Source organism: Variovorax sp. Soil_C_33 (assembly GCF_057656935.1).
The window spans coordinates 33,730-52,966 of sequence record NZ_JBDGJK010000024.1; the positions used below are offsets into that span (position 1 = coordinate 33,730).

General features: G+C 67.4%; 17 protein-coding genes. 7 read left to right on the forward strand and 10 right to left on the reverse strand.

Annotated elements, in window-relative coordinates:
- The first annotated feature begins 59 nt into the window (after positions 1–59).
- Positions 60–2,159, forward strand: coding sequence for a replication restart helicase PriA (gene priA / locus AC3A6B_RS27370; protein ID WP_487839785.1), 2,100 nt, complete (start codon positions 60–62; stop codon positions 2,157–2,159).
- Between the two features lie 7 nt (positions 2,160–2,166).
- Here priA and AC3A6B_RS27375 read toward each other — a convergent pair whose 3' ends face one another.
- The 3 genes from AC3A6B_RS27375 to AC3A6B_RS27385 all read right to left on the reverse strand — a co-directional run bounded on the left by AC3A6B_RS27375 (position 2,167) and on the right by AC3A6B_RS27385 (position 4,857).
- Positions 2,167–2,376 carry a hypothetical protein gene (locus tag AC3A6B_RS27375; RefSeq protein WP_214697642.1) on the reverse strand — a complete coding sequence of 70 codons (210 nt, stop codon included), beginning with the start codon at positions 2,374–2,376 and terminating at the stop codon, positions 2,167–2,169.
- A 154-nt stretch (positions 2,377–2,530) separates the two neighbouring features.
- Positions 2,531–3,547 (reverse strand): AEC family transporter, encoded by a 1,017-nt coding sequence (locus AC3A6B_RS27380; protein ID WP_487839786.1) that lies wholly within the window; start codon positions 3,545–3,547, stop codon positions 2,531–2,533.
- Positions 3,548–3,573: 26 nt separating this feature from the next.
- Positions 3,574–4,857, reverse strand: coding sequence for a phospholipase D-like domain-containing protein (locus AC3A6B_RS27385; protein ID WP_487839787.1), 1,284 nt, complete (start codon positions 4,855–4,857; stop codon positions 3,574–3,576).
- A gap of 112 nt (positions 4,858–4,969) precedes the next feature.
- Between AC3A6B_RS27385 and AC3A6B_RS27390 the strand changes: the two genes are divergently transcribed.
- The 4 genes from AC3A6B_RS27390 to AC3A6B_RS27405 all read left to right on the forward strand — a co-directional run bounded on the left by AC3A6B_RS27390 (position 4,970) and on the right by AC3A6B_RS27405 (position 10,073).
- Positions 4,970–7,069 (forward strand): ATP-dependent helicase, encoded by a 2,100-nt coding sequence (locus AC3A6B_RS27390; RefSeq protein ID WP_487839788.1) that lies wholly within the window; start codon positions 4,970–4,972, stop codon positions 7,067–7,069.
- Positions 7,070–7,077: 8 nt separating this feature from the next.
- Entirely contained in the window at positions 7,078–7,497 is a 420-nt protein-coding gene (locus AC3A6B_RS27395) for a hypothetical protein (protein WP_487839789.1), read from the forward strand.
- Complete coding sequence (locus AC3A6B_RS27400; protein ID WP_487839790.1) at positions 7,494–8,654, forward strand: phospholipase A; 1,161 nt, start codon at positions 7,494–7,496, stop codon at positions 8,652–8,654. Before AC3A6B_RS27395 ends, AC3A6B_RS27400 begins: the two co-directional genes overlap by 4 nt.
- A 90-nt stretch (positions 8,655–8,744) precedes the next feature.
- Entirely contained in the window at positions 8,745–10,073 is a 1,329-nt protein-coding gene (locus AC3A6B_RS27405) for an MFS family transporter (protein WP_487839791.1), read from the forward strand.
- Between the two features lies 1 nt (position 10,074).
- Here the strand turns inward: AC3A6B_RS27405 and AC3A6B_RS27410 are convergent, their stop codons facing one another.
- Genes AC3A6B_RS27410 through araD form a run of 3 tightly spaced genes read right to left on the reverse strand, consistent with a single transcriptional unit; the run spans position 10,075 to position 13,561 of the window.
- Positions 10,075–11,055 carry a Bug family tripartite tricarboxylate transporter substrate binding protein gene (locus tag AC3A6B_RS27410; protein ID WP_487839792.1) on the reverse strand — a complete coding sequence of 327 codons (981 nt, stop codon included), beginning with the start codon at positions 11,053–11,055 and terminating at the stop codon, positions 10,075–10,077.
- A gap of 38 nt (positions 11,056–11,093) precedes the next feature.
- Positions 11,094–11,804: a ribonuclease activity regulator RraA gene (locus AC3A6B_RS27415; protein ID WP_487839793.1), complete on the reverse strand. Its 711-nt coding sequence runs from the start codon at positions 11,802–11,804 to the stop codon at positions 11,094–11,096.
- Positions 11,805–11,833: 29 nt separating this feature from the next.
- Entirely contained in the window at positions 11,834–13,561 is a 1,728-nt protein-coding gene (gene araD, locus AC3A6B_RS27420; protein ID WP_487839794.1) for an L-arabinonate dehydratase, read from the reverse strand.
- Positions 13,562–13,645: 84 nt separating this feature from the next.
- Between araD and AC3A6B_RS27425 the strand changes: the two genes are divergently transcribed.
- Positions 13,646–14,335 carry a GntR family transcriptional regulator gene (locus AC3A6B_RS27425; protein WP_487839795.1) on the forward strand — a complete coding sequence of 230 codons (690 nt, stop codon included), beginning with the start codon at positions 13,646–13,648 and terminating at the stop codon, positions 14,333–14,335.
- 173 nt (positions 14,336–14,508) lie between these two features.
- Here the strand turns inward: AC3A6B_RS27425 and AC3A6B_RS27430 are convergent, their stop codons facing one another.
- Positions 14,509–14,952: a hypothetical protein gene (locus AC3A6B_RS27430; protein WP_487839796.1), complete on the reverse strand. Its 444-nt coding sequence runs from the start codon at positions 14,950–14,952 to the stop codon at positions 14,509–14,511.
- 26 nt (positions 14,953–14,978) lie between these two features.
- Positions 14,979–15,320, reverse strand: a complete 342-nt coding sequence (locus tag AC3A6B_RS27435; RefSeq protein ID WP_487839797.1) for a CBS domain-containing protein — start codon at positions 15,318–15,320, stop codon at positions 14,979–14,981.
- Between the two features lie 384 nt (positions 15,321–15,704).
- Here AC3A6B_RS27435 and AC3A6B_RS27440 point away from each other — a divergent pair, with 384 nt between their 5' ends.
- Positions 15,705–15,935, forward strand: a complete 231-nt coding sequence (locus AC3A6B_RS27440) for a hypothetical protein (RefSeq protein WP_487839798.1) — start codon at positions 15,705–15,707, stop codon at positions 15,933–15,935.
- A 46-nt stretch (positions 15,936–15,981) separates the two neighbouring features.
- Here AC3A6B_RS27440 and AC3A6B_RS27445 read toward each other — a convergent pair whose 3' ends face one another.
- Positions 15,982–16,896 (reverse strand): protein NO VEIN domain-containing protein, encoded by a 915-nt coding sequence (locus tag AC3A6B_RS27445; RefSeq protein WP_487839799.1) that lies wholly within the window; start codon positions 16,894–16,896, stop codon positions 15,982–15,984.
- Between the two features lie 57 nt (positions 16,897–16,953).
- Positions 16,954–18,834, reverse strand: a complete 1,881-nt coding sequence (locus tag AC3A6B_RS27450; protein ID WP_487839800.1) for a hypothetical protein — start codon at positions 18,832–18,834, stop codon at positions 16,954–16,956.
- Positions 18,835–19,237: the final 403 nt, after the last annotated feature.

Below are 19,237 nucleotides of genomic sequence, written 5' to 3' on the forward strand. Positions count from 1 at the left end.
ACGACTTAAGCCGCTTTGCTACAACTTGCTTTAACCAACGGCCGTAACAGGACCCCGCCTTGAACTGGCGCATCGACGTGACGGTGCAGACTCCCGCCCACAGCGCATTAGGGGATGTACTGAGCTACGCCAGCGCCGAGACGCCGGCCATCGGGTCGCTGCTGCGGGTGCCGCTGGGTCGCCGCGAGGTGCTGGGCGTGGCATGGGCGGTTCATGCGCTCGAGGACGGCGCGACGCCCGCCATGGAGCTCAAGCCGGTCGCCGCCGTGCTTAACGGGTTGCCGCCGCTGAACGATGCCTGGCGCGACCTGGTGGCTTTTGCCGCCCGCTACTACCAGCGCTCGCTGGGCGAGATTGCGCTGGCTGCGCTGCCGCCCCAGCTGCGCGACCTGAGCGCAGTGCAGCTGGCGCGGCGGCTCAAGCGGCAGGCCGTGCCGGCGCTCTCCCCTGCCGCCGGCGCGGCGCCCGGCGGCCCGACACTGTCTGCCGAGCAAGCCGAGGCACTGGCCCGCTTCGATGCTGAGACCGGCCCCTTCCTGCTGTTCGGCAGCACCGGCAGCGGCAAGACCGAGATCTACCTGCAGGCCGTGGCGGCGCTGCTGGCGCGCGAGCCGGCCGCGCAGGCGCTGGTGATGGTGCCCGAGATCAACCTCACGCCGCAGCTCGAAGCACGCTTCAAGGAACGCTTCGGCAGCGGCGCCGTGGTCTCGCTGCACAGCGGCATGACGAACCCGCAGCGCCTGGCCAGCTGGCTCGCGGCGCACAGCGCCGCGGCGCGCATCGTGCTGGGCACGCGCATGGCGGTCTTCGCCTCGATGCCGGCGCTCAAGCTGATCGTGGTCGACGAGGAGCACGACCCCAGCTACAAGCAGCAGGAGGGTGCGCGCTACTCGGCGCGCGACCTGGCGGTGTGGCGCGGCCAGCGCGAAGGCGCGAAGGTGATGCTCGGCTCCGCCACGCCCTCGCTCGAAAGCTGGCACCAGAGCCGACCGGCCGCGGGCGATGATGCCGGCGGGCGCTATCTGCGGCTCGCCATGCCCTCGCGCATCGGCGCCGTCGAGCTGCCCGCGGTGCGCCTGGTCGACATGAGCCTGCAACCGCCCCGCACCGTGCTGTCGGGCGCGCTGCTCGATGCCATCGGCCAGCGCATCGCCCGCGGCGAGCAGAGCATGGTGTTCCTCAACCGGCGCGGCTATGCGCCGGTGCTGGCCTGCGGCGACTGCGGCTGGAAGAGCGAATGCCCGCACTGCAGCGCCTACCGCGTGTTCCACAAGATCGACCGCACGCTGCGCTGCCACCACTGCGGCTTCACCGAGCGCGTGCCGCGCGCCTGCCCGGCCTGCGGCAACCCCGACATCGCGCCGGTGGGCCGCGGCACGGAACGCCTCGAGGAGCACCTGGGCGAGCTGTTCGCGAGCGTCAAGCGGCCCGATGGCAGCGCAGTGCGCATCGCGCGCATCGACGCCGACAGCACGCGTCGCCAAGGCGCGCTCGAATCGCAACTCGCCGCCGTGCATGCGGGCGAGGTCGACGTACTGGTGGGCACGCAGATGATTGCCAAGGGCCACGATTTCCGGCGCATCACGCTGGTGGCCGCCGTCAATCCCGACGGTGCGCTCTTCTCCAGCGACTTCCGCGCGCCCGAACGCCTGTTCAGCCTGCTGATGCAGTCGGCCGGGCGCGCCGGGCGCGACGCTGCCTATCTTTCAGCGCAGGGCGCGACCGCCGAAATGTGGATCCAGACCCACCATCCGCAGCACGCGTTGTTCGCGGCGCTGCGACGGCACGACTACCCGGCGTTCGCCGAGCGCGAGCTCGAAGAGCGCGCCGCCGCAGGCATGCCGCCCTACGCCTTCCAGGCGCTGCTGCGGGCCGACGCCCGCACGCAGGAGGCGGCCCAGGCTTTTCTGAATGCCGCGAGCGAGGCGGCCGATGCGCTGCCGGGGGCCGAGCGCGTGACCCGCTACCCGGCGGTGCCGCTGGCGATCCAGCGCGTGGCGAATGTGGAGCGGGCGCAGATGCTGGTCGAAAGCGCGTCGCGTGCGGCGCTGCAGCGCCTGCTGGCGGCCTGGCAGCCGCTGTTGCACGGGCTGCGGCGGCAGCCCGAAGGCAAGGGCGTGATCCGCTGGCTGGTCGATGTCGACCCGCACAGCATCTGAGCGCGGCTCAGGGCAGGCCCACGGGCTGCTTGCCCATCTCGATGTAGCGCAGCTCCGAGCGGCGCCGCCGGTGCGAATGACCCGGCCATGCGAACAGCAAGAGGCTCGCTGCGCCCGTCGCGAGCGCGCTGCCGATGCCCAGCGCACCCGCAAGCCAAAGCCAACTGACGGTGGCAAGCCACGCCACCCAAAGCACCCAGCGCGTCAAAGTCGTCATGCCGTTCCCCCGGTATCTGGCGCCACTTTAGCAGCGCGAATGCAAACCTAAGCATTAGTCGAAAGCAATAGTTCACACTATCCACCGGGGAGTGAGGTCGGCTTGTAGGAAATATTCTGAAACAGAGATTGCCGACGGCAAATGCGTGCCGAAGTTAGCCCCGACTAGCCATCCATCCCGCCGCCAGGGGGAAGCTGAAGGCGGCCACGGTGGTCCACAGGATGATGCGCGCGATGCGACCGTTGTCGGCGCCGAAGCGCTCGGCCAGCATCGACACATTGCTCGCGCTCGGCAGCGCGGCCACCAGCACGATCGCCGCCAGCGCCGGCTGCCCCAGCGGCACGCCCAGCGCGATCGCGCCTCGCGCGAGGCCATAGACCAGCACAGGATGCAGCAGCAGCTTGATCGCCGCGACGGACAGCACGTCGGCCGGCCTCGCCTGCCGCAGCGGCTGCGAAGCGCTGCCCATCGCGGCGGCGACGAGCGCGCTGGCCCGGTGCTCGCGCGCCAGCAGCGCTGAGCGCGCCAGCACCGCGCCGATGGTGAACAGCGCCACCGGCGAGGCGGCGTCGGCCAGCATCGCGATCGTGCGCTCGACCGGCGCCGGCAGCGCGAAGCGCGCGGCCGATGCCAGTCCGCCGAGCACGATGGCCCACGGCATCGGGTTCTGCACGATCCCGCGCAAGGCCTGCCGGGCGGCCTTGGCCGCACCGTGCTCGTCGGCGCCGGCCAGGCGCGACAACGCGATGCACAGCGACGAGGTCACGACCAGGTCGAAGGCGATCGTGATGATCATCGGCGACGCCGCCTGCGTGCCGAGGATCGCGATCAGCAGCGGCACCCCCATGAAGCCGGTATTCGGAAATGCGGCCACCAGCGCGCCGAAGGCCGCATCGTTCCAGCCGATGCGCTGCCTGCGCGCCAGCGCCACCGTGGCGGCGACCACGATCAGCGCACTGGCGCCCCACACCAGCGCCACGCCGGCATCGAGCAGCTGCGCGATCGGCGCACCGGCGCCGAAACGAAACAACATGCAAGGCAGCGCGAAATAGAGCACGAAGGCATTGAGCCCCGGAATCGCCGCAAGCGGCAGTGCACCGGTGCGAGCCGCTGCGTAGCCGGCCGCGATCAAGGCGAAGAAGGGGATGGTGACGAAGAGGATCTGCAGCACGCGGGCGATTGTCGTTGTCGCGGTGTTCAGAGCTGCGGCCCCAGCAGCGCGGCCAGGTGCTCCAGCAACTTCTCGCGCCATGGCCGGTCCTGCCACTGGGCGAAGCTCACCGCCCTGCTCTTCGCCAGATCCTCCTCGAACACCTTCACCTGCGCCCGGGCGAAGGCCTCGTCGTAGATATTGAGGTTGGCCTCGTCGTTGAGGCGGAAGGAACGGTTGTCGAAGTTGGTCGAGCCGACCGACACCAGCAGGTCGTCGACCACCATCACCTTGCAGTGGTACATGGTCGGCTGGTATTCGCTGATCTGCACGCCGGCTTCGAGCAGCGGACCCCATCCGGCGCGCGACGCGCGGCGCACGGTCTGCGCGTCCATGATCGGGCCGGGCGTGATGATGCGCACGCGCACGCCGCGCTTCGCCGCGGCGACGAGGGCAGCGCGCGCGAGATCGTCGGGCACGAAGTAGGCGCTCGAGAGATCGATGGTCCGGGTGGCCGCCGCGATCGACAGCAAGTACATCAGGTGCATGCTCTCGCTGCCGCCCGAGGGCGAGCTGCTGAACATCTGGGCCGCACCGCCGCCGCGCGGCGCAATCGCCGGGAAGTAGCGCTCGCCGTGCAGCACCTCGCCCGATGCCTTGATCCAGTTGTCCATGAACACGGCCTGCATCTGCGCTACCACCGGCCCTTCCACCTTGTAGTGCGAGTCGCGCCAATGGCCGGGGTCCTGCGCGTTGCCGGTCCACTCGGGCGCGATGCCGACGCCGCCGGTGAAGCCCACCACGCCGTCGACCACCAGCAGCTTGCGGTGCGTGCGATTGTTGAAACGCGCGATGTCGTACCAGCTCGGCTTGTGGAACCTGCGGATCTCCACGCCCGCTTCTTCCATCGATTGCAGAAACTTCTCCTCGATCTTCTGGCTGCCTACCCAGTCGAGCAGCACATGCACCTTGATGCCGGCGCGGGCTCGTTCCGACAGCGCATCGGCAAAGGCGCGGCCGATGTCGCCGGACCAGTAGATGTAGGTCTCGAAGGTGACGCTCTTCCTCGCGCCGCGGATGGCCGCGAGCATGGGCGGAAATATCCGGTCGCCGTTGATCAGCGACTCGAACCGGTTGCCCTCCGTGACCGGCGGCCCGAGCAGGACGCCCATCGCACGGCGGAACTGCGCATCGTGCAGGCCGTACTCGCGCTCGATGTGCTGCTCGATCTTCTTTTCGCCGGGCAGGAAGTTCAGCACGACCAGCGTTGCCGCCACCGTGGCGAGCGCGGACCAGAACGCGATGGTGAGCGGATGTCTTGTCTTCTTCATGGGGCGGCGCCGATCACAAATGCGAACAGGTCTAACACCGCCATACACCTTCGGTCGTCCGACGGCGCCCCGTATCATTGCCCGCTTTGCGCCTCCCCTCCCCCCGCCCCTCATGTCCTCTGGTCTCAACCTCGCGCAACAAGAAGCCGTCAACTACATGCACGGTCCCTGCCTCGTGCTTGCCGGTGCGGGCTCGGGCAAGACGCGCGTCATCACGCACAAGATCGCGCGCCTGATCCAGGCCGGCCTGGAGCCCAAGCGCATCGCGGCCATCACCTTCACCAACAAGGCTGCGGCCGAGATGCGCGAACGCGCCAAGGGATTGATCGGGCGCGATGCGAAGCATGTGGTGGTGTGCACCTTCCACGCGCTGGGCGTGCGCATGATGCGGGAGGACGGGGCCGTTCTGGGCCTGAAGCCGGCCTTCAGCATCCTCGACAGCGACGACGTGACGAAGATCCTGAAGGACGCCGGCGGCACCACCGACGCCGCGACCGCGCGCATCTGGCAGTGGACCATCAGCAAGTGGAAGAACATGGGGCTGAACGCTGCCCAGGCCGAGGCCCAGGCCGCCGACGACAACGAGCGCATCACCGCGCGCATCATGGGGCGCTATGAGGAGCGGCTCGCCGCCTACCAGAGCGTGGACTTCGACGACCTGATCGGCATGCCGCTCAAGCTCCTGCAGCAGCATGACGAGGTGCGCGCCAAGTGGCAGGCGGCGCTCGGCCATGTGCTGGTCGACGAATACCAGGACACCAACGCTACGCAGTACGAGGTGCTGAAGGCGCTGGTCGGCGAGCGCGGGCGCTTCACCGCGGTGGGCGACGACGACCAGTCGATCTACGGCTGGCGCGGCGCGACGCTCGACAACCTGAAGAAGCTGCCCATCGACTACCCGAGCCTCAAGGTCATCAAGCTCGAGCAGAACTACCGCAGCACCAGCGCGATCCTGCGCGCCGCCAACAACGTGATCGGGCCGAACCCCAAGCTTTTTCCGAAGACGCTGTTCAGCGAGCTCGGCGAGGGCGAGCCGGTGCGCGTGGTCGATGCCGACAGCGAGGCCCACGAGGCCGAGCGCACGGTGGCGCGCATCCAGAGCCTGCGCGGCGGCGATGCCACTGCACAGGGTCCGCAATTCAAGGAGTTCCGCGACTTCGCGATCCTCTACCGCGCCAACCACCAGGCCCGGGTGTTCGAGCAGGCCTTGCGCAAGGCGCAGATCCCCTACAAGGTTTCCGGCGGCCAGAGCTTCTTCGACCGCGCCGAGATCAAGGATCTGTGCGGCTGGTTCCGGCTCTGGGTCAACAACGACGACGACCCGGCCTTCCTGCGCGCCGTGACCACGCCCAAGCGCGGCATCGGCCACACCACGCTGGCCAGCCTGGGCACCTTCGCGAGCCAGTACAAGCTGAGCCTGTTCGAGGCCCTGTTCTCGCCCTCGCTGCCGAGCGTGATGCCGAAGCGCGCGCAGGAAGGCCTGCACGAGTTCGGCCGCTACATCAACGACCTCGAATACCGCGCGCGCCGCACCATGGGCGCCGAGGACGCGCGCAGCTTCCTGGCCGACTGGCTGAAAGAGATCGACTATGAGAAGCACCTCTACGACGGCGAGGACAGCGAGCAGGCCGCGGCCAGCCGCTGGACCAACGTGCTCGAGTTCTGCGACTGGATGTCGCAGCGCTGTGGCGGGCAGATCGACGATGCTTCCGGAGCGACGGTCGAGAGCGAACGCAAGAGCCTGCTCGAAGTGGCGCAGACCATCTCGCTGCTCTCCACCATCAGCGAACGCGAGAAGGACCAGAACGTGGTCACGCTCTCCACGCTGCACGCGGCCAAGGGCCTCGAATGGCCGCACGTGATGCTGATCGGCGTGACCGAAGGCCTCCTGCCCTTCAAGCTCGACGACGACGGCGGCCGGCAGGAGAAGGTCAGCGACGAAACGCTGCAGCGGCTGCAGGAAGAGCGCCGCCTGATGTACGTGGGCATCACGCGCGCGCAGCGCAGCCTGGCGGTGAGCTGGACCAAGCGGCGCAAGCAGGGCCGCGAAATGGTGCCGGCGCAGCCGAGCCGCTTCATCGCCGAGATGGCGCTCGACAAGACAACCATCAAGGAAGACCCGCGCGAGAAACTGAAGGCGCTACGCGCCGAATTCGCGCGCAAGGTCCAGGACAACGCGGCCGCAGCGGCGGCCGCCGCGGCAGTCCCATGAAGTGCCGTGTGCTGCTCATTGCCCTGTGCATGGCCGCCGGCAGCACGGCGGCCCAGCCTGCATGCCCCGCCAGCGGCCGCGAACTGCCGCTCGAGGCGCTCTATGGCCAATGGGAGGCGCGCTTCGAAGGCGTGCCGGGCATCGCGCGGCTGCAGCTCGCCAAGCATCCTGAATACGCCGGCGTGCGCGGCACCATCACGCGCGACGGCGGCGCGGCCAGCCCCTCGGTCGCGCAGCTCGCGGGCGACATCGACGACGAGGGCCTGCTCAACATCGACGAATCGATGGACGGCCGCGCCATCAGCGGCGTCTGGCTCGGCGAGCTGCAGGCCGGATCCTGCGGCAAGGAATTCAGAGGAACCTGGCGAAACGCCGCCGACGACAGCACACGGCCATTTGTGCTGAACAAGACGGGCAGTTGGCAATGACGAACACACGCACAACCTTATCCACCGCGCTCCTTGCCGGCCTCGGCATCGCAGGCGCGCATGCGCAACCTGCACAGAGACCGCAGAGCCCGCTGGCCGAAGCCCAGCTGACCTGGCAGCAGTGCCAGCGCCTCGCCGACAACAAGGAAGCGCGGCTGGCCTGCTTCGACCGCTGGGCCCAGCAGCAGACGCTGCCGGCCGCATCGGTACCCGCCGCACCGCCGGTGCTTGCGAACACCCAGCCGCCCGCGCCCGTGGATGCCGCCGTGCCCGCCACGCGCGTGGTCTCCGTGGCCACCGAAGAAGGCTGCCGCGACCACCAGTACTCCTTGCTCTCGCGCTTCTGGGAGCTCGAGAACGGCACCGACTGCGGTACCTTCAGCTTTCGCGCCTACCGGCCGCTCAACGTGTCCGCCTCGGCGGCCACGAACCACCCGCAGACGCCGACCTCGCCCTCGGCCGGCCACACCGGCGAGGACATTGCCTACCAGGCCAACGAGATGCGCATCGGCCTTTCGGTGCGCACCAAGCTCGCCCAGGGCATGCTGACGCAGAACGATCCGGTCAAGAAGGATTCGCTGTGGTTCGGCTACAGCCAGCAATCGACCTGGCAGCTCTTCAACGGCGCAATCTCGCGGCCCTTCCGCACCACCGACCACGAGCCGGAGCTGATGTATGTCTATCCCACCGACTACCAGCTGCCGGGCGGGTGGCGCTGGCGCTATGCGGGCCTTGGCCTGGTGCACCAGTCGAACGGCCAGAGCCTGCCCTATTCGCGCAGCTGGAACCGCGTCTACCTGATGGGCGGCATGGAGCTCGGCGACCGCTTCACCGTCACCGGCCGGGTGTGGCAGCGCCTGCATGAGGATGCTGCGAAGGACGACAACCCCGACATCTCCAACTACATCGGCCGTGCCGAACTCACGGGCCGCTGGAACCTGAACCCCTACAACACGCTCGGGCTGACGGTGCGCAACAACCTGCGCGAGAGCGGACGCGGCTCGGTGCGGCTCGAATGGCTCAAGGACCTCGGCAACTCGAGCAGGAGCAACCTGCGCTTCCACACGCAGCTGTTCCACGGCTATGGCGACACGCTGGTCGACTACAACCGCAAGCGCACCGTGCTGAGCATCGGCCTGAGCCTGGTCGATTTCTAGGGTCATCGCAGCGCCCGGCCGATGCGGGGCTGCCGGCGGCCTTAGCATGAGAGTTCTCCCGTACAAACACATCAAGACACGGAGGCTCCCATGAGCGCAGTCACGCCCGCTTCGGGCATCGCCGCGGACACCCCGGTGCCGCACTACACCGCCGAAGAAAAGCGCCACCGCATCTTCGCCATCGTCGGCGCCTCTTCAGGCAATCTGGTCGAGTGGTTCGACTTCTACGTCTACGCGTTCTCGTCGATCTACTTCGCGGCATCCTTCTTCCCGAAATCCGACCCCACCGCGCAACTGCTCAACACCGCGGGCGTTTTCGCGGCCGGCTTCCTGATGCGGCCGATCGGCGGCTGGCTGTTCGGCCGCATCGCCGACCGCAAGGGCCGCAAGACCTCGATGGTGATCTCCGTCACCATGATGTGCGCCGGCTCGCTGGCGATCGCCTGCCTGCCCACCTACGCGAGCATCGGCGCCTGGGCGCCTGCCCTGCTGCTGGTCGCGCGCCTGTTCCAGGGGCTCTCGGTCGGTGGCGAGTACGGCACTACCGCCACCTACATGAGCGAGGTGGCGCTGCGCGGCCAGCGCGGCTTCTTCTCGTCCTTCCAGTACGTCACGCTGATCGGCGGCCAGCTGCTCGCGGTGCTGGTGATCGTGGTTCTCGAACAGCTGCTGAGCGAGGCCGAACTCAAGGCCTGGGGCTGGCGCATTCCCTTCGTGATCGGCGCCATCACCGCGGTGGTCGCGATGCAGCTGCGCCGGCAGCTGCACGAGACCTCGAGCAGCGAGAGCCGCAGCAGCAAGGAGGCCGGCACGCTCGCGGGCCTGTTCCGCCACCACAAGGCGGCCTTCTTCACGGTGCTGGGCTTCACCGCGGGCGGCTCGCTGATCTTCTACACCTTCACCACCTACATGCAGAAGTACCTGGTCAACACGGTCGGTCTGTCGATCAAGACCACCAGCTACGTTATGACCGGCGCCCTCTTCGTCTACATGTGCATGCAGCCCGTCTTCGGCGCGCTGTCGGACCGCATCGGCCGGCGCAACAACATGCTGCTGTTCGGCGGACTCGGCGCGCTGGCGACGGTGCCGATCCTCAGCGCGCTGCAAAGCGTGACCAACCCGGTGTCCGCCTTCGGGCTGATCATCGTGGCGCTCGCGATCGTGAGCTTCTACACATCGATCAGCGGCATCGTGAAGGCGGAGATGTTCCCGCCCGAAGTGCGCGCCCTCGGCGTCGGCCTGGCCTACGCGGTGGCCAACGCGATCTTCGGCGGCTCGGCCGAATACGCGGCGCTGGGACTCAAGTCACTGGGCCATGAATCGAGCTTCTTCTGGTACGTGACGGCGATGATGGTGATCGCCTTCTTCGTGAGCTGGCGGCTGCCGCGGCAGGCGGCCTACCTGCACCACGACCGCTGAGTCAATCGGCCGTCGCGCCGGACTTCTTCACCAGCTCGGCCCAGCGCGGGATTTCGCGCGCCATGTGCTCGCGCAGTTCTTCCGGCGTGCTGCCGACGATCTCCATTGCCAGCTGGTCCGAGAGCTTGGCCTGCACGTCGGGCTGCTTCAGCGCCTTGACGATCTCGGCGTTGAGACGCTGCACGATCGGCTTGGGCGTGCCCTTGGGGGCATACACCGCCTGCCACGACGACATCTCGAAGCCGGGAATGCCCGATTCGATCATGGTCGGCAACTCGGGCGCGAGCGCGATGCGCTTGCCCGTGGTCACGGCCAGCAGCTTGAGCTTGCCGCTCTTCACCAGCGGCAGCGCCGCCGTCACCTGGTCGAACATGAAGGGCACCAGCCCGGCGGCCACGTCGGTCATGGCCGGCGGCGTGCCCTTGTACGGCACGTGGGTGAGCTTCACGCCGATGAGGTCGGCGAACATCTCGCCGGCCAGGTGGGTGGAGGTTCCGGCGCCGGAAGAGGCGAAGCTGCGCTTGCTCTCGTCCTTCTTCAAGAGCGCCACCAGCTCGGCCACCGAGTTCACGCCGAGCTGGCTGTTGACGATCAGCACGTTGGGCAGCCGCGCAACCAGCGAGACCGGCTCGAAGTCCTTCATCGGGTCGTAGGGCAGCTTCTTGTAGAGGCTGGCGTTGATGGCGTGCGTGCTGATGGTGCCGCCGAAGAGCGTGTAGCCGTCGGGCGCGGCCTTGGCCACGTAGGCGGCGCCGATGCCGCCGGCCTGGCCGGGCTTGTTCTCGACCACCACCGACTGCTTGAGGCTGTCGCCCAGCTTCTGGGCCAGCGTGCGGCCGACGATGTCGGTGGAGCCGCCGGCCGTGAAGGGCACGACATAGACGATCGGCTTGGCGGCCGGCCATTCGGGGGCCTGGGCCCAGGCGGCCACAGGGGCGAGCGCGGCCAGAAGCAGCGTCACGGCGCGGCGGGTGAAAGGCATGGTTTGTCTCCTTGGATTCTCGAAAAAGAAAATAGTCCTCAGCGGCCCTTGGCCTGGCGCCAAGCCGCGAAGTCGCTGCGGCTCTGCTCCTCGGTCGGCGGGTAGAGGCCGAGGATCGAGCGGCCTTCGAGCACCTTTTCCTGCACGAAGTCCTCGAAGGCGGTCATCTCGATCGCCTCGGTGGCGATTTCGTCGGCCAGGTGGGCCGGGATGACGATCACGCCTTCGGCATCGCCCACGATCACATCGCCGGGAAACACCGGCGCGTCGCCGCAGCCGATGGGCACGTTGATGTCGATTGCCTGGTGCACCGTGAGGTTGGTCGGCGCGCTGGGGCGGCAGTGGTAGGCCGGGAAGCCGAGCTTCGCGATCTCGGGGCTGTCGCGGAAGCCGCCGTCGGTCACCACGCCGGCCGTGCCGCGCTTCATCAGCCGTGTGACCAGGATGCCGCCCGCCGACGCGGCGCGCGCGTCCTTGCGGCTGTCGATCACCAGCACGGCGCCTTCGGGGCACTGCTCCACCGCCTGGCGCTGCGGATGGTTGCGGTCGAGGAAGACGCTGATCGGGTTCAGGTCTTCGCGCGCCGGCATGTAGCGCAGCGTGAAGGCCTCGCCCACCATGTTGGGCAGGCCGGGGTTGAGCGGCCGCACGTCCTGGATGAACTGGTTGCGCAGGCCGCGCTTGAACAAGGCCGTGCACAGGGTGGCGGTGCTCACCTTCATGAGCTGCTCGCGGGTGGCGGAATTCACGTGGGGTCTCCGTTCTCGAAAAAGGTGGGTCAGAAGATGTCGGGCTCGGGCACCGGCTTGCCAAAGCCGGTTTCCAGGAAGTCGAAGTCGCAGCCTTCGTTGGCCTGCTTGATGTGGCGGCCGAACATCCAGCCGTAGCCGCGCTCGTAGCGCGGCGGCGGCGGCGTCCACTGGGCCTTGCGTTGAGCGAGTTCCTCGTCGCTGACTTCGAGGTGAATGCGCCGCGCCGGCACGTCGACGCTGATGCGGTCGCCGGTCTTCACCAGCGCCAGCGGGCCGCCGATGGCCGCCTCCGGCGAGCAGTGCAGCAGGCAGCCGCCGTAGCTGGTGCCGCTCATGCGCGCGTCGGAGAGGCGCAGCATGTCCTTGACGCCTTGCTTCAGCAGCTTGGTCGGGATCGGCAGCATGCCCCACTCCGGCATGCCGGCGCCGCGCGGGCCGGCGTTGCGCAGCACCAGGATGTCGTCGCCCGTCACGTCCAGGTCGGGGTCCTCCACCGCCTTCTTGAGGGCCGGGTAGTCGTCGAACACCAGCGCGCGGCCGCTGTGCTGCAAGAGGTGCGGCGCGCAGGCGCTGGGCTTGATCACCACGCCGTCGGGCGCCAGGTTGCCGCGCAGCACGGCCAGCGCGCCTTCGGCGTAGATCGGATCGTCGAGCGGCCGGATGACATCGTCGTCATAGACCTCGGCGCCTTCGATGTTCTCGCCGAGGGTGCGGCCGTTGACGGTGAGCGCCTCGGTCTGCAGGTGGCCGCGGATGCGCTCCAGCAGCGCCGGCAGGCCGCCGGCGTAGAAGAAGTCCTCCATCAGGTAGGCGTCGCCGCTGGGCCGGATGTTGGCGATGACAGGGACCCGGCGGCTGAAGGCATCGAAGTCGTCCAGGCTCACCGCATGGCCGGCGCGGCGCGACATCGCGATCAGGTGCACGATGGCGTTGGTGCTGCAGCCCATGGCCATCGCGCAGGCGATGCCGTTCTCGAAGCTGGCGCGCGTGAGCAGCTTCGCCGGCGTGAGGTCTTCCCACACCATCTCGACGATGCGGCGGCCGCAGTCGGCGCTCATGCGGATGTGGTTGGCGTCGGCCGCGGGAATGCTGGAGGCGCCCGGCAGGCAGAGGCCCACCGCCTCGGCGATGCCCATCATGGTGGCGGCCGTGCCCATGGTCATGCAGGTGCCGTGGCTGCGCGCGATGCCGGCCTCCATCTCGGCCCAGGCCTTTTCGCCGAGCCGCCCGGCACGGCGCTCGTCCCAGTACTTGAAGGCATCGGAGCCCGAGCCCAGCACCTTGCCCTTCCAGTTGCCGCGCAACATGGGGCCGGCCGGCAGGTAGATGAAGGGGATGCCCATGCTGAGCGCGCCCATCGTGAGGCCGGGCGTGGTCTTGTCGCAGCCGCCCATCAGCACCGCGCCGTCCACCGGGTGGCTGCGCAGCAGCTCTTCGGTTTCCATCGCCAGGAAGTTGCGGTAGAGCATGGTGGTGGGCTTGACCATGCTTTCCGAGAGCGAGATGGCCGGCAGTTCCAGCGGGAAGCCGCCGGCCTGCAGGATGCCGCGCTTGACGTCCTCCACCCGCTGCTTGAAGTGCGCGTGACACTGGTTGGCATCGCTCCAGGTGTTGACGATGGCGATCACCGGCTTGCCCATCCAGTCGGCATAGCTGTAGCCCATCTGCAGCACCCGCGAGCGGTGGCCGAAGGAGCGGAAGTCGTCGGGCGCGAACCAGCGGGCGCTGCGCAGGGATTCGTAGGGGCGTTTCATCGGTGGTGTCTCTTGGACCGCAGGTCGCGTCGGCGGGATTAAAACACTAATATATTAGTACGTCAATGCCACAATCCAACCCCGATGAGCGCCCTCCCCAAGATCCGACTCGACCGCACCCGCCTGGCCGCACCCCAGGTGCTGGAAAAGCTGCGCGATGCCATCCTGTCGCTGGAGCTGGCACCGGGCACCGTGCTGGCGCGGCAGGAACTGGCCGACCACTTCGGCGTGAGCCAGACGCCGGTGCGCGAAGCGCTGCTGCGCCTCAGCGAGGAAGGGCTGGTGGACGTGTTCCCGCAGCACGCCACGCTGGTCAGCCGCATCGACATCGCGGCGGCGCGCCAGGCGCATTTCCTGCGCCGCTCCATCGAGCTGGAGCTCGTGCACCAGCTCGCGCTGGAGGCGCCGGCGGGGCTGGTCGAGCAGATGAAGGCCACCATCGCGCAGCAAGCCGCGCTGGCAACGGCACAGCGCTACGGCGACTTCGTTGGCGCCGACCGCGCCTTCCATCGCCTGATGTACGAAGCCGCAGGGGTGCCCGACCTGTGGGAGCTGGTGGGCCGCGTCTCGGGCCACGTGGACCGGCTGCGCCGCCTGCACCTGCCGACCGCCGGCAAGACCGAGGCGATCCTGCGCGACCACCGCGCCATCGCACGCGCCATCGACGCGAAGGACCCGGCCGCCGCCCAGGCCGCGCTGCGCAAGCACCTGTCGGGCACGCTCAGCGCAGTGGACGAGATCTGCCGCCAGTACCCCGACTATGTTGCGGCCTGAGCGGGACGCCTGAAGGCCCGCGGACCCGCTACCTGCCGCGGATCGACTTCAGGGCGCCGCGGCTTGCCCAGCATCGAGGGCGCCGCCGTGGCATCGCCGCGCGCCGGCGCCTGACGTTACAAAGCCCCTGATTCCGTCAAGAATCAAGGGCTTGGGTGCAAGGTGCCTGCCGCTCATTTCTTCATCGCCATCGCCTTGATGTCGGCCTTGCCCTTCGCCTCTTCTGCCTTGGCCGACGTCACGCATGCTTTCTTGGCATCGCCCTTCTGGTCATCGCATTTCTCCTTGGCGACGCTGTAGGCGGCCTCCACCTTGGCCTCGGCCACCTTGCGCGCGTTGCCATCGCTGGGCTTGCGCTGCTGGTCGAGCTCGGCCTTGGCGACTTTTTCCTTGCCCTTGGCTTCCTCCATGCAGACGTCCTTGGCGTTGTCCTTCATGGCGTCGCACAGGGCCTTGGCAGCCTTGGCGTCGGCTGCGATCTTGTCGCGGGCGGCCTTGTATTCGGCATCGACCGGATCGACCGCCGCGGCCGGCGGCGGCTGCGTGGCCTGCGCGCCGGCGTGGCCGGCGACCAGGCACGATGCTGCAATGGCGAATATCGACAGAAGCTTTTTCATGATGATGGTTCCAGGTCGTCTGTGGTTCAGGCCGGCTCCGAGATCTCGCACAGCGCCTCGGCCGCGGGAGCCTTCTTGGGTTCCTTGACGGCAAGGTCGGCCAGCGCCACGATGCCCACCAAGCGCTTCTCGCGATTGACGATGGGCAGCCGCCTGATCTGATGCTCGCCCATGAGCGCGACAGCGCGCTTGATCGGCTCGTCTTCATACGCCCACCGGATGCCATCCGACATCACGTCGCGTACCTTGGCGTCGCCACCGCGACCGTCGGCCACTGCTCGCACGGCAATATCGCGGTCGGAAATGGAGCCGATCATCCGATCGTTCTCGCCAACCGGCATCATGCCGAAATCGCCGTCGCGCTGCATCGCGCGGCCTCGGCAATCGTCGCGTCCGGGCCGATCACTTGAACGTCCCGGCTCATCACATCCTTGATCGTGTGCATGAAAATCTCCTGGTAGATTTGGCAATGCCGTGCGGCAAGCCCCACTGATCCTGCCGCGTCGTGCGCGCCCAAAAAAGACTATGCAAACACCGGCCGCTTCGCTCCTGTAGGACGCGGCCCTCGAACGTGATCGTCCTCGCTGCCGTCAATCCGGATCGATGGAAAGTTGATCTGGCGCAAAGGTCTGAGCCCCCGGCGAAGAATGCTTCGCTCGCCGGCATGCCGTGGCGAGTGGGCACGCAGAGCGCGAGGTCGGATTGGCTTAGCTCGCACGAAACTTTCGCTCTTCGCTATTGAAGGAGCTTGCATGCCGAAAAAGAAGGCAGCAGAACAAATCAAGGTTGTTGATCAGGTAGGAAAGCGGCACGTGGTGGTGCGCTACACCGTCTACCCGGACCCCGAGCACGAGGACGGCCAGAGGGCACGTGCAGGAGAAGTCGCATCCGAGTACCGGCTCGCAACAGGACGCATCGTTCAGAGGACTGGCGAGGACACCTATCAGACCGCCGACGGAATCCTGTGGCTCAAGGCCATGTAAGGCTGATCAGCTGGCTACCTGACCAAGCAGGCGGCGTCAGTACTTTCTATCCAGGCAGCGGTTCCAGGCCGGGTGCGTCGTCAACCTCGGAGGGCTTGTAGAGCTTGTGCTGCGCCGCGGGGCCGAGGGCGTCCGTGACGACCGCAAGGCGCCAGGGGTCGCCCCGCTGCGCGCATGCGCGCTCCTCGCCCGTGAGTTGAAACCCCGTCATTCCAGCCGCAGTACCCTTTACCGCGAGCTTGAGCAAAGTGGCGCCCTTCTTGTCCGACACCTCGATGTCATAGCCGAGCTTTTGGCTGGCCACGTTCTCGGCTTTGTATCCGTACCCCGCGAAGTGACGCGTCAGGTAGTCCATCGCGGCCGCTTGGATCTCTTCTCGAGATGCCTGACCCGATGGGCCCTGCGGCGCAGCAACGGGGATGCCGCCCCGCACCCGTGCGGCTTGCATGTCTTCTTCGGTCGGCAGCCACCCGCGTGCACCGCGAACCAGAACCGCAACTTGTTGGTCGGCATCCCACGTCGCGACATGCCATTCTTCGTCGTCCGGGACGCGCGTCGAGACCTTTGCGGCCCTGTCGTTTTCCAGATCGAGGATGGGTACGCGGTTCGTCTGCAGTACCGCACGGAACCCCCGGGCTGCATCCAGCGAGCGCTTGAGCAATTCGAGCCTGTCCTTGGCTCGCTGACTTTGCAGAGCGGTGCGCTCTCCGCCGCCGATCCGATGCTGCGCATCCAGGGACTCGAGATAGAACCACCGCCCGTCGGCTCCGATCCTCACGAACTCCGCCCAGATGGTGGCGATGACGATGTCGCCCGTCGCCAGCCAAGCGTACTCGGACGCCTTCTGGCGTGCATCGAACACACCCATCCTGGCGATGATGTCGACGGGAGTGCGCTTCTCGCTTAACAGGCGCTTTTCGTTGATGACCGCAAGTACCGCGGGGTCGACTTCTTTGTCCATTCAGTGGGGTTGAGGCGTTGTGACCTCTTCAAGTATGCCTGCCTCGAACTCAGCGCGTCACGGCACGTTCGAAGCGTGCACCGCGAACGGCTTGAACGGCAGGGCCAGCTTGCCCGCGTACTCGCCATGGGAGGCCAGCGTGGGGCAGACACCGGGCGCTGAACAGAAGTTGGTGTCGGGGTAGATCAGGTCATCGAACCGGTAGTTGTCGATGCTCTGCCCGCTGTAGTTCGCCACGCTGACGATGTTGCCCCGCGTGGAGTAGTTGTCGGACATCGTCACCATGATCGGGTCGACGCGCGAGTCCTCCATGGTGCGCAGGATGGTGCCGCTGTTGCCGTCGGAGCCAAACTTGAGCCAACCCCACTTTCGATTGGCGCGATCGGTGAAGATCAGCATCGTGTTGATGGCGTCGTCCTGGTTCGGATAGTCCTTGGCCGCGGCGAGGTGCGTGATGTTGCTGCCGAGGCCCGTCACCACGCCGACTTCCGAGATCTCGGCGGGCGTGCCGACCGCCGGCTTGGGGCCCTGCACGTACTGCCCCAGCGAGTACAGATGCACCTTGCCGTTCTCGGTGGCGACCCAGGCGCGTGGATAGCGCGGCACGGTCTTCCAGTACGGGCTGTCCGGCGTCACGCGCTCGCGGTCGTCCTTGCTCCAGTAGCTGTAGGTCGAGGTCGTCAGGACGCTCGTGGGCTTGTCGGCCAGCGTGATCGTCTTGATGACCGTCGGCATGGCCTGCGGGCGATCCGCCAGCAGGTACGGCCACTGGTTGGCGGCGAGCCCGACGTTCTGCGTTTCCAGGTTGCTCGCAGCGCTGCCCAGGTACATGTCGTTCGTGTACTTGAAGAGCGGGCCGAGGTCGATGAAGGCCAGGGTCTTCTCCGACTTCGAGGCCACCACGGCCACGCCGCCCTTGGCGTACTTCTCGTAATACTCGCCGCCCGGCAGCATCTTCGCCCGGTTGTCGGCCATCGGCGAGGCTTCCTTGGCGATGCCCGACAAGCCACCGTTGCCGGTGTACACGACGGCCGCATACGGGTGCATGCCGGTCGTCACCTTGATGGAGGTCGGGGCCTTCATGTTGGCGGGCAGATCGACGTAGCCCAGCACCTTCATGAAGATGTAGTTGCCCTGGTTGAAGAAGCCGGGGTGGACCATGTCCATCCAGTCGTGCCACCAGTCGTACTTGGGACCATTGAGCGTACACCCCTCGCAGCTGCCGCCGAGCGAGATCACAGCGACCTGGCCCTTGTGGTTGATGGTGTCCCACACGGTGACGAAGGCGAACTCGCCGCCGCCGGTCACGGAAATGGCGGTCGGCACCTTGCCGACGGCCAGCTTGACGCTGGCGCGGTTCTGCGCGGTGAACGTGCCGACGGTGAAGATCGTTGCCGGCTTCGTCGGGCTGCCCTGTGTCGCAATCAGCGACAGGCGCGTCGAGGGGCTGTCCGCTGCGTTCTCGCCGCGATCTTCGACGATGGGCAGGTCTGCCGGGTCGTTCGGCGACAGCACGCCTGCGGCGTAGTAGGTATCGATCGACGTGGGCAGTATTCGCCGGTCCTGCCACAGCATCTGCGGGCGCTGCATGAAGGTCACCCGGTCGGTCGCCTGCGACTGGAACCACGCGACCGAGTTCGACAACGAGCTCCCGCTGGCGGGCGTGCCGATCGCCGCGCCATGGATGCTCACGTACAGGTTGCTCGCGGAGGTGTTTTCCGCACCGAGCTGGTAGTAAAGATCATTGCCAACGCCGTGGTTGATCGCGCCCACGTCGGAGCGCAAAGGAAGCGTGTTGACGCCGGTCCTGGTCGCCGCCGGCCCGAATCGGTAGGCCACGCCCTCGGATTGGCCCAGCTTGTAGGCGATGTCGGCGTAGGCACTCGCAACGATCGCGCCGGAGCTGTCCACCACGTCGCCGGCGATGGGTGAGGGCACGGGAGCAGGTTTGGGGGCAGGAGCCGGGTCCGGATCCGGAGCCGGAGCCGGACCTGGAGCGGCCTCAGGTGCAGGCGCGGGACCGGCCGACACACACGTTTTCGCCGTCATGAACGCGGGATCGCCTCCGAAAAACGTGTTCGTGCACGCTGCTGTGCCAGTGACCGACTTGGTGATCCAGCGCGAGTCGGCGCCGTACTTCACCAATGTGGGGGCAGGCACCGTGAATGAGGAACCTTCCTGGGCGAGCAAGGTTCCCGCGGCAGGGGTTTGCACATAGCACGCCTTCGCCACGTACTCCAGCGGGTCGCGGCCGAAGGTTGCGTTGTTGCAGACCACGGTGCCGGCGAGCGTCTTGCTCGTCCAGCCGGAATTCGCGCCGTATTGCACCACTGTCGACGAG

Bases quoted from the DNA above. Each gene is read 5' to 3' on its own strand.
- AC3A6B_RS27375 (WP_214697642.1), bottom strand. From the start codon at position 2,376: ATGACGACTTTGACGCGCTGGGTGCTTTGGGTGGCGTGGCTTGCCACC.
- AC3A6B_RS27385 (WP_487839787.1), bottom strand. From the start codon at position 4,857: ATGAAGAAGACAAGACATCCGCTCACCATCGCGTTCTGGTCCGCGCTC.
- AC3A6B_RS27390 (WP_487839788.1), top strand. From the start codon at position 4,970: ATGTCCTCTGGTCTCAACCTCGCGCAACAAGAAGCCGTCAACTACATG.
- AC3A6B_RS27400 (WP_487839790.1), top strand. From the start codon at position 7,494: ATGACGAACACACGCACAACCTTATCCACCGCGCTCCTTGCCGGCCTC.
- AC3A6B_RS27405 (WP_487839791.1), top strand. From the start codon at position 8,745: ATGAGCGCAGTCACGCCCGCTTCGGGCATCGCCGCGGACACCCCGGTG.
- AC3A6B_RS27410 (WP_487839792.1), bottom strand. From the start codon at position 11,055: ATGCCTTTCACCCGCCGCGCCGTGACGCTGCTTCTGGCCGCGCTCGCC.
- araD (WP_487839794.1), bottom strand. From the start codon at position 13,561: ATGAAACGCCCCTACGAATCCCTGCGCAGCGCCCGCTGGTTCGCGCCC.
- AC3A6B_RS27425 (WP_487839795.1), top strand. From the start codon at position 13,646: ATGAGCGCCCTCCCCAAGATCCGACTCGACCGCACCCGCCTGGCCGCA.
- AC3A6B_RS27430 (WP_487839796.1), bottom strand. From the start codon at position 14,952: ATGAAAAAGCTTCTGTCGATATTCGCCATTGCAGCATCGTGCCTGGTC.
- AC3A6B_RS27435 (WP_487839797.1), bottom strand. From the start codon at position 15,320: ATGCAGCGCGACGGCGATTTCGGCATGATGCCGGTTGGCGAGAACGAT.
- AC3A6B_RS27440 (WP_487839798.1), top strand. From the start codon at position 15,705: ATGCCGAAAAAGAAGGCAGCAGAACAAATCAAGGTTGTTGATCAGGTA.
- AC3A6B_RS27445 (WP_487839799.1), bottom strand. From the start codon at position 16,896: ATGGACAAAGAAGTCGACCCCGCGGTACTTGCGGTCATCAACGAAAAG.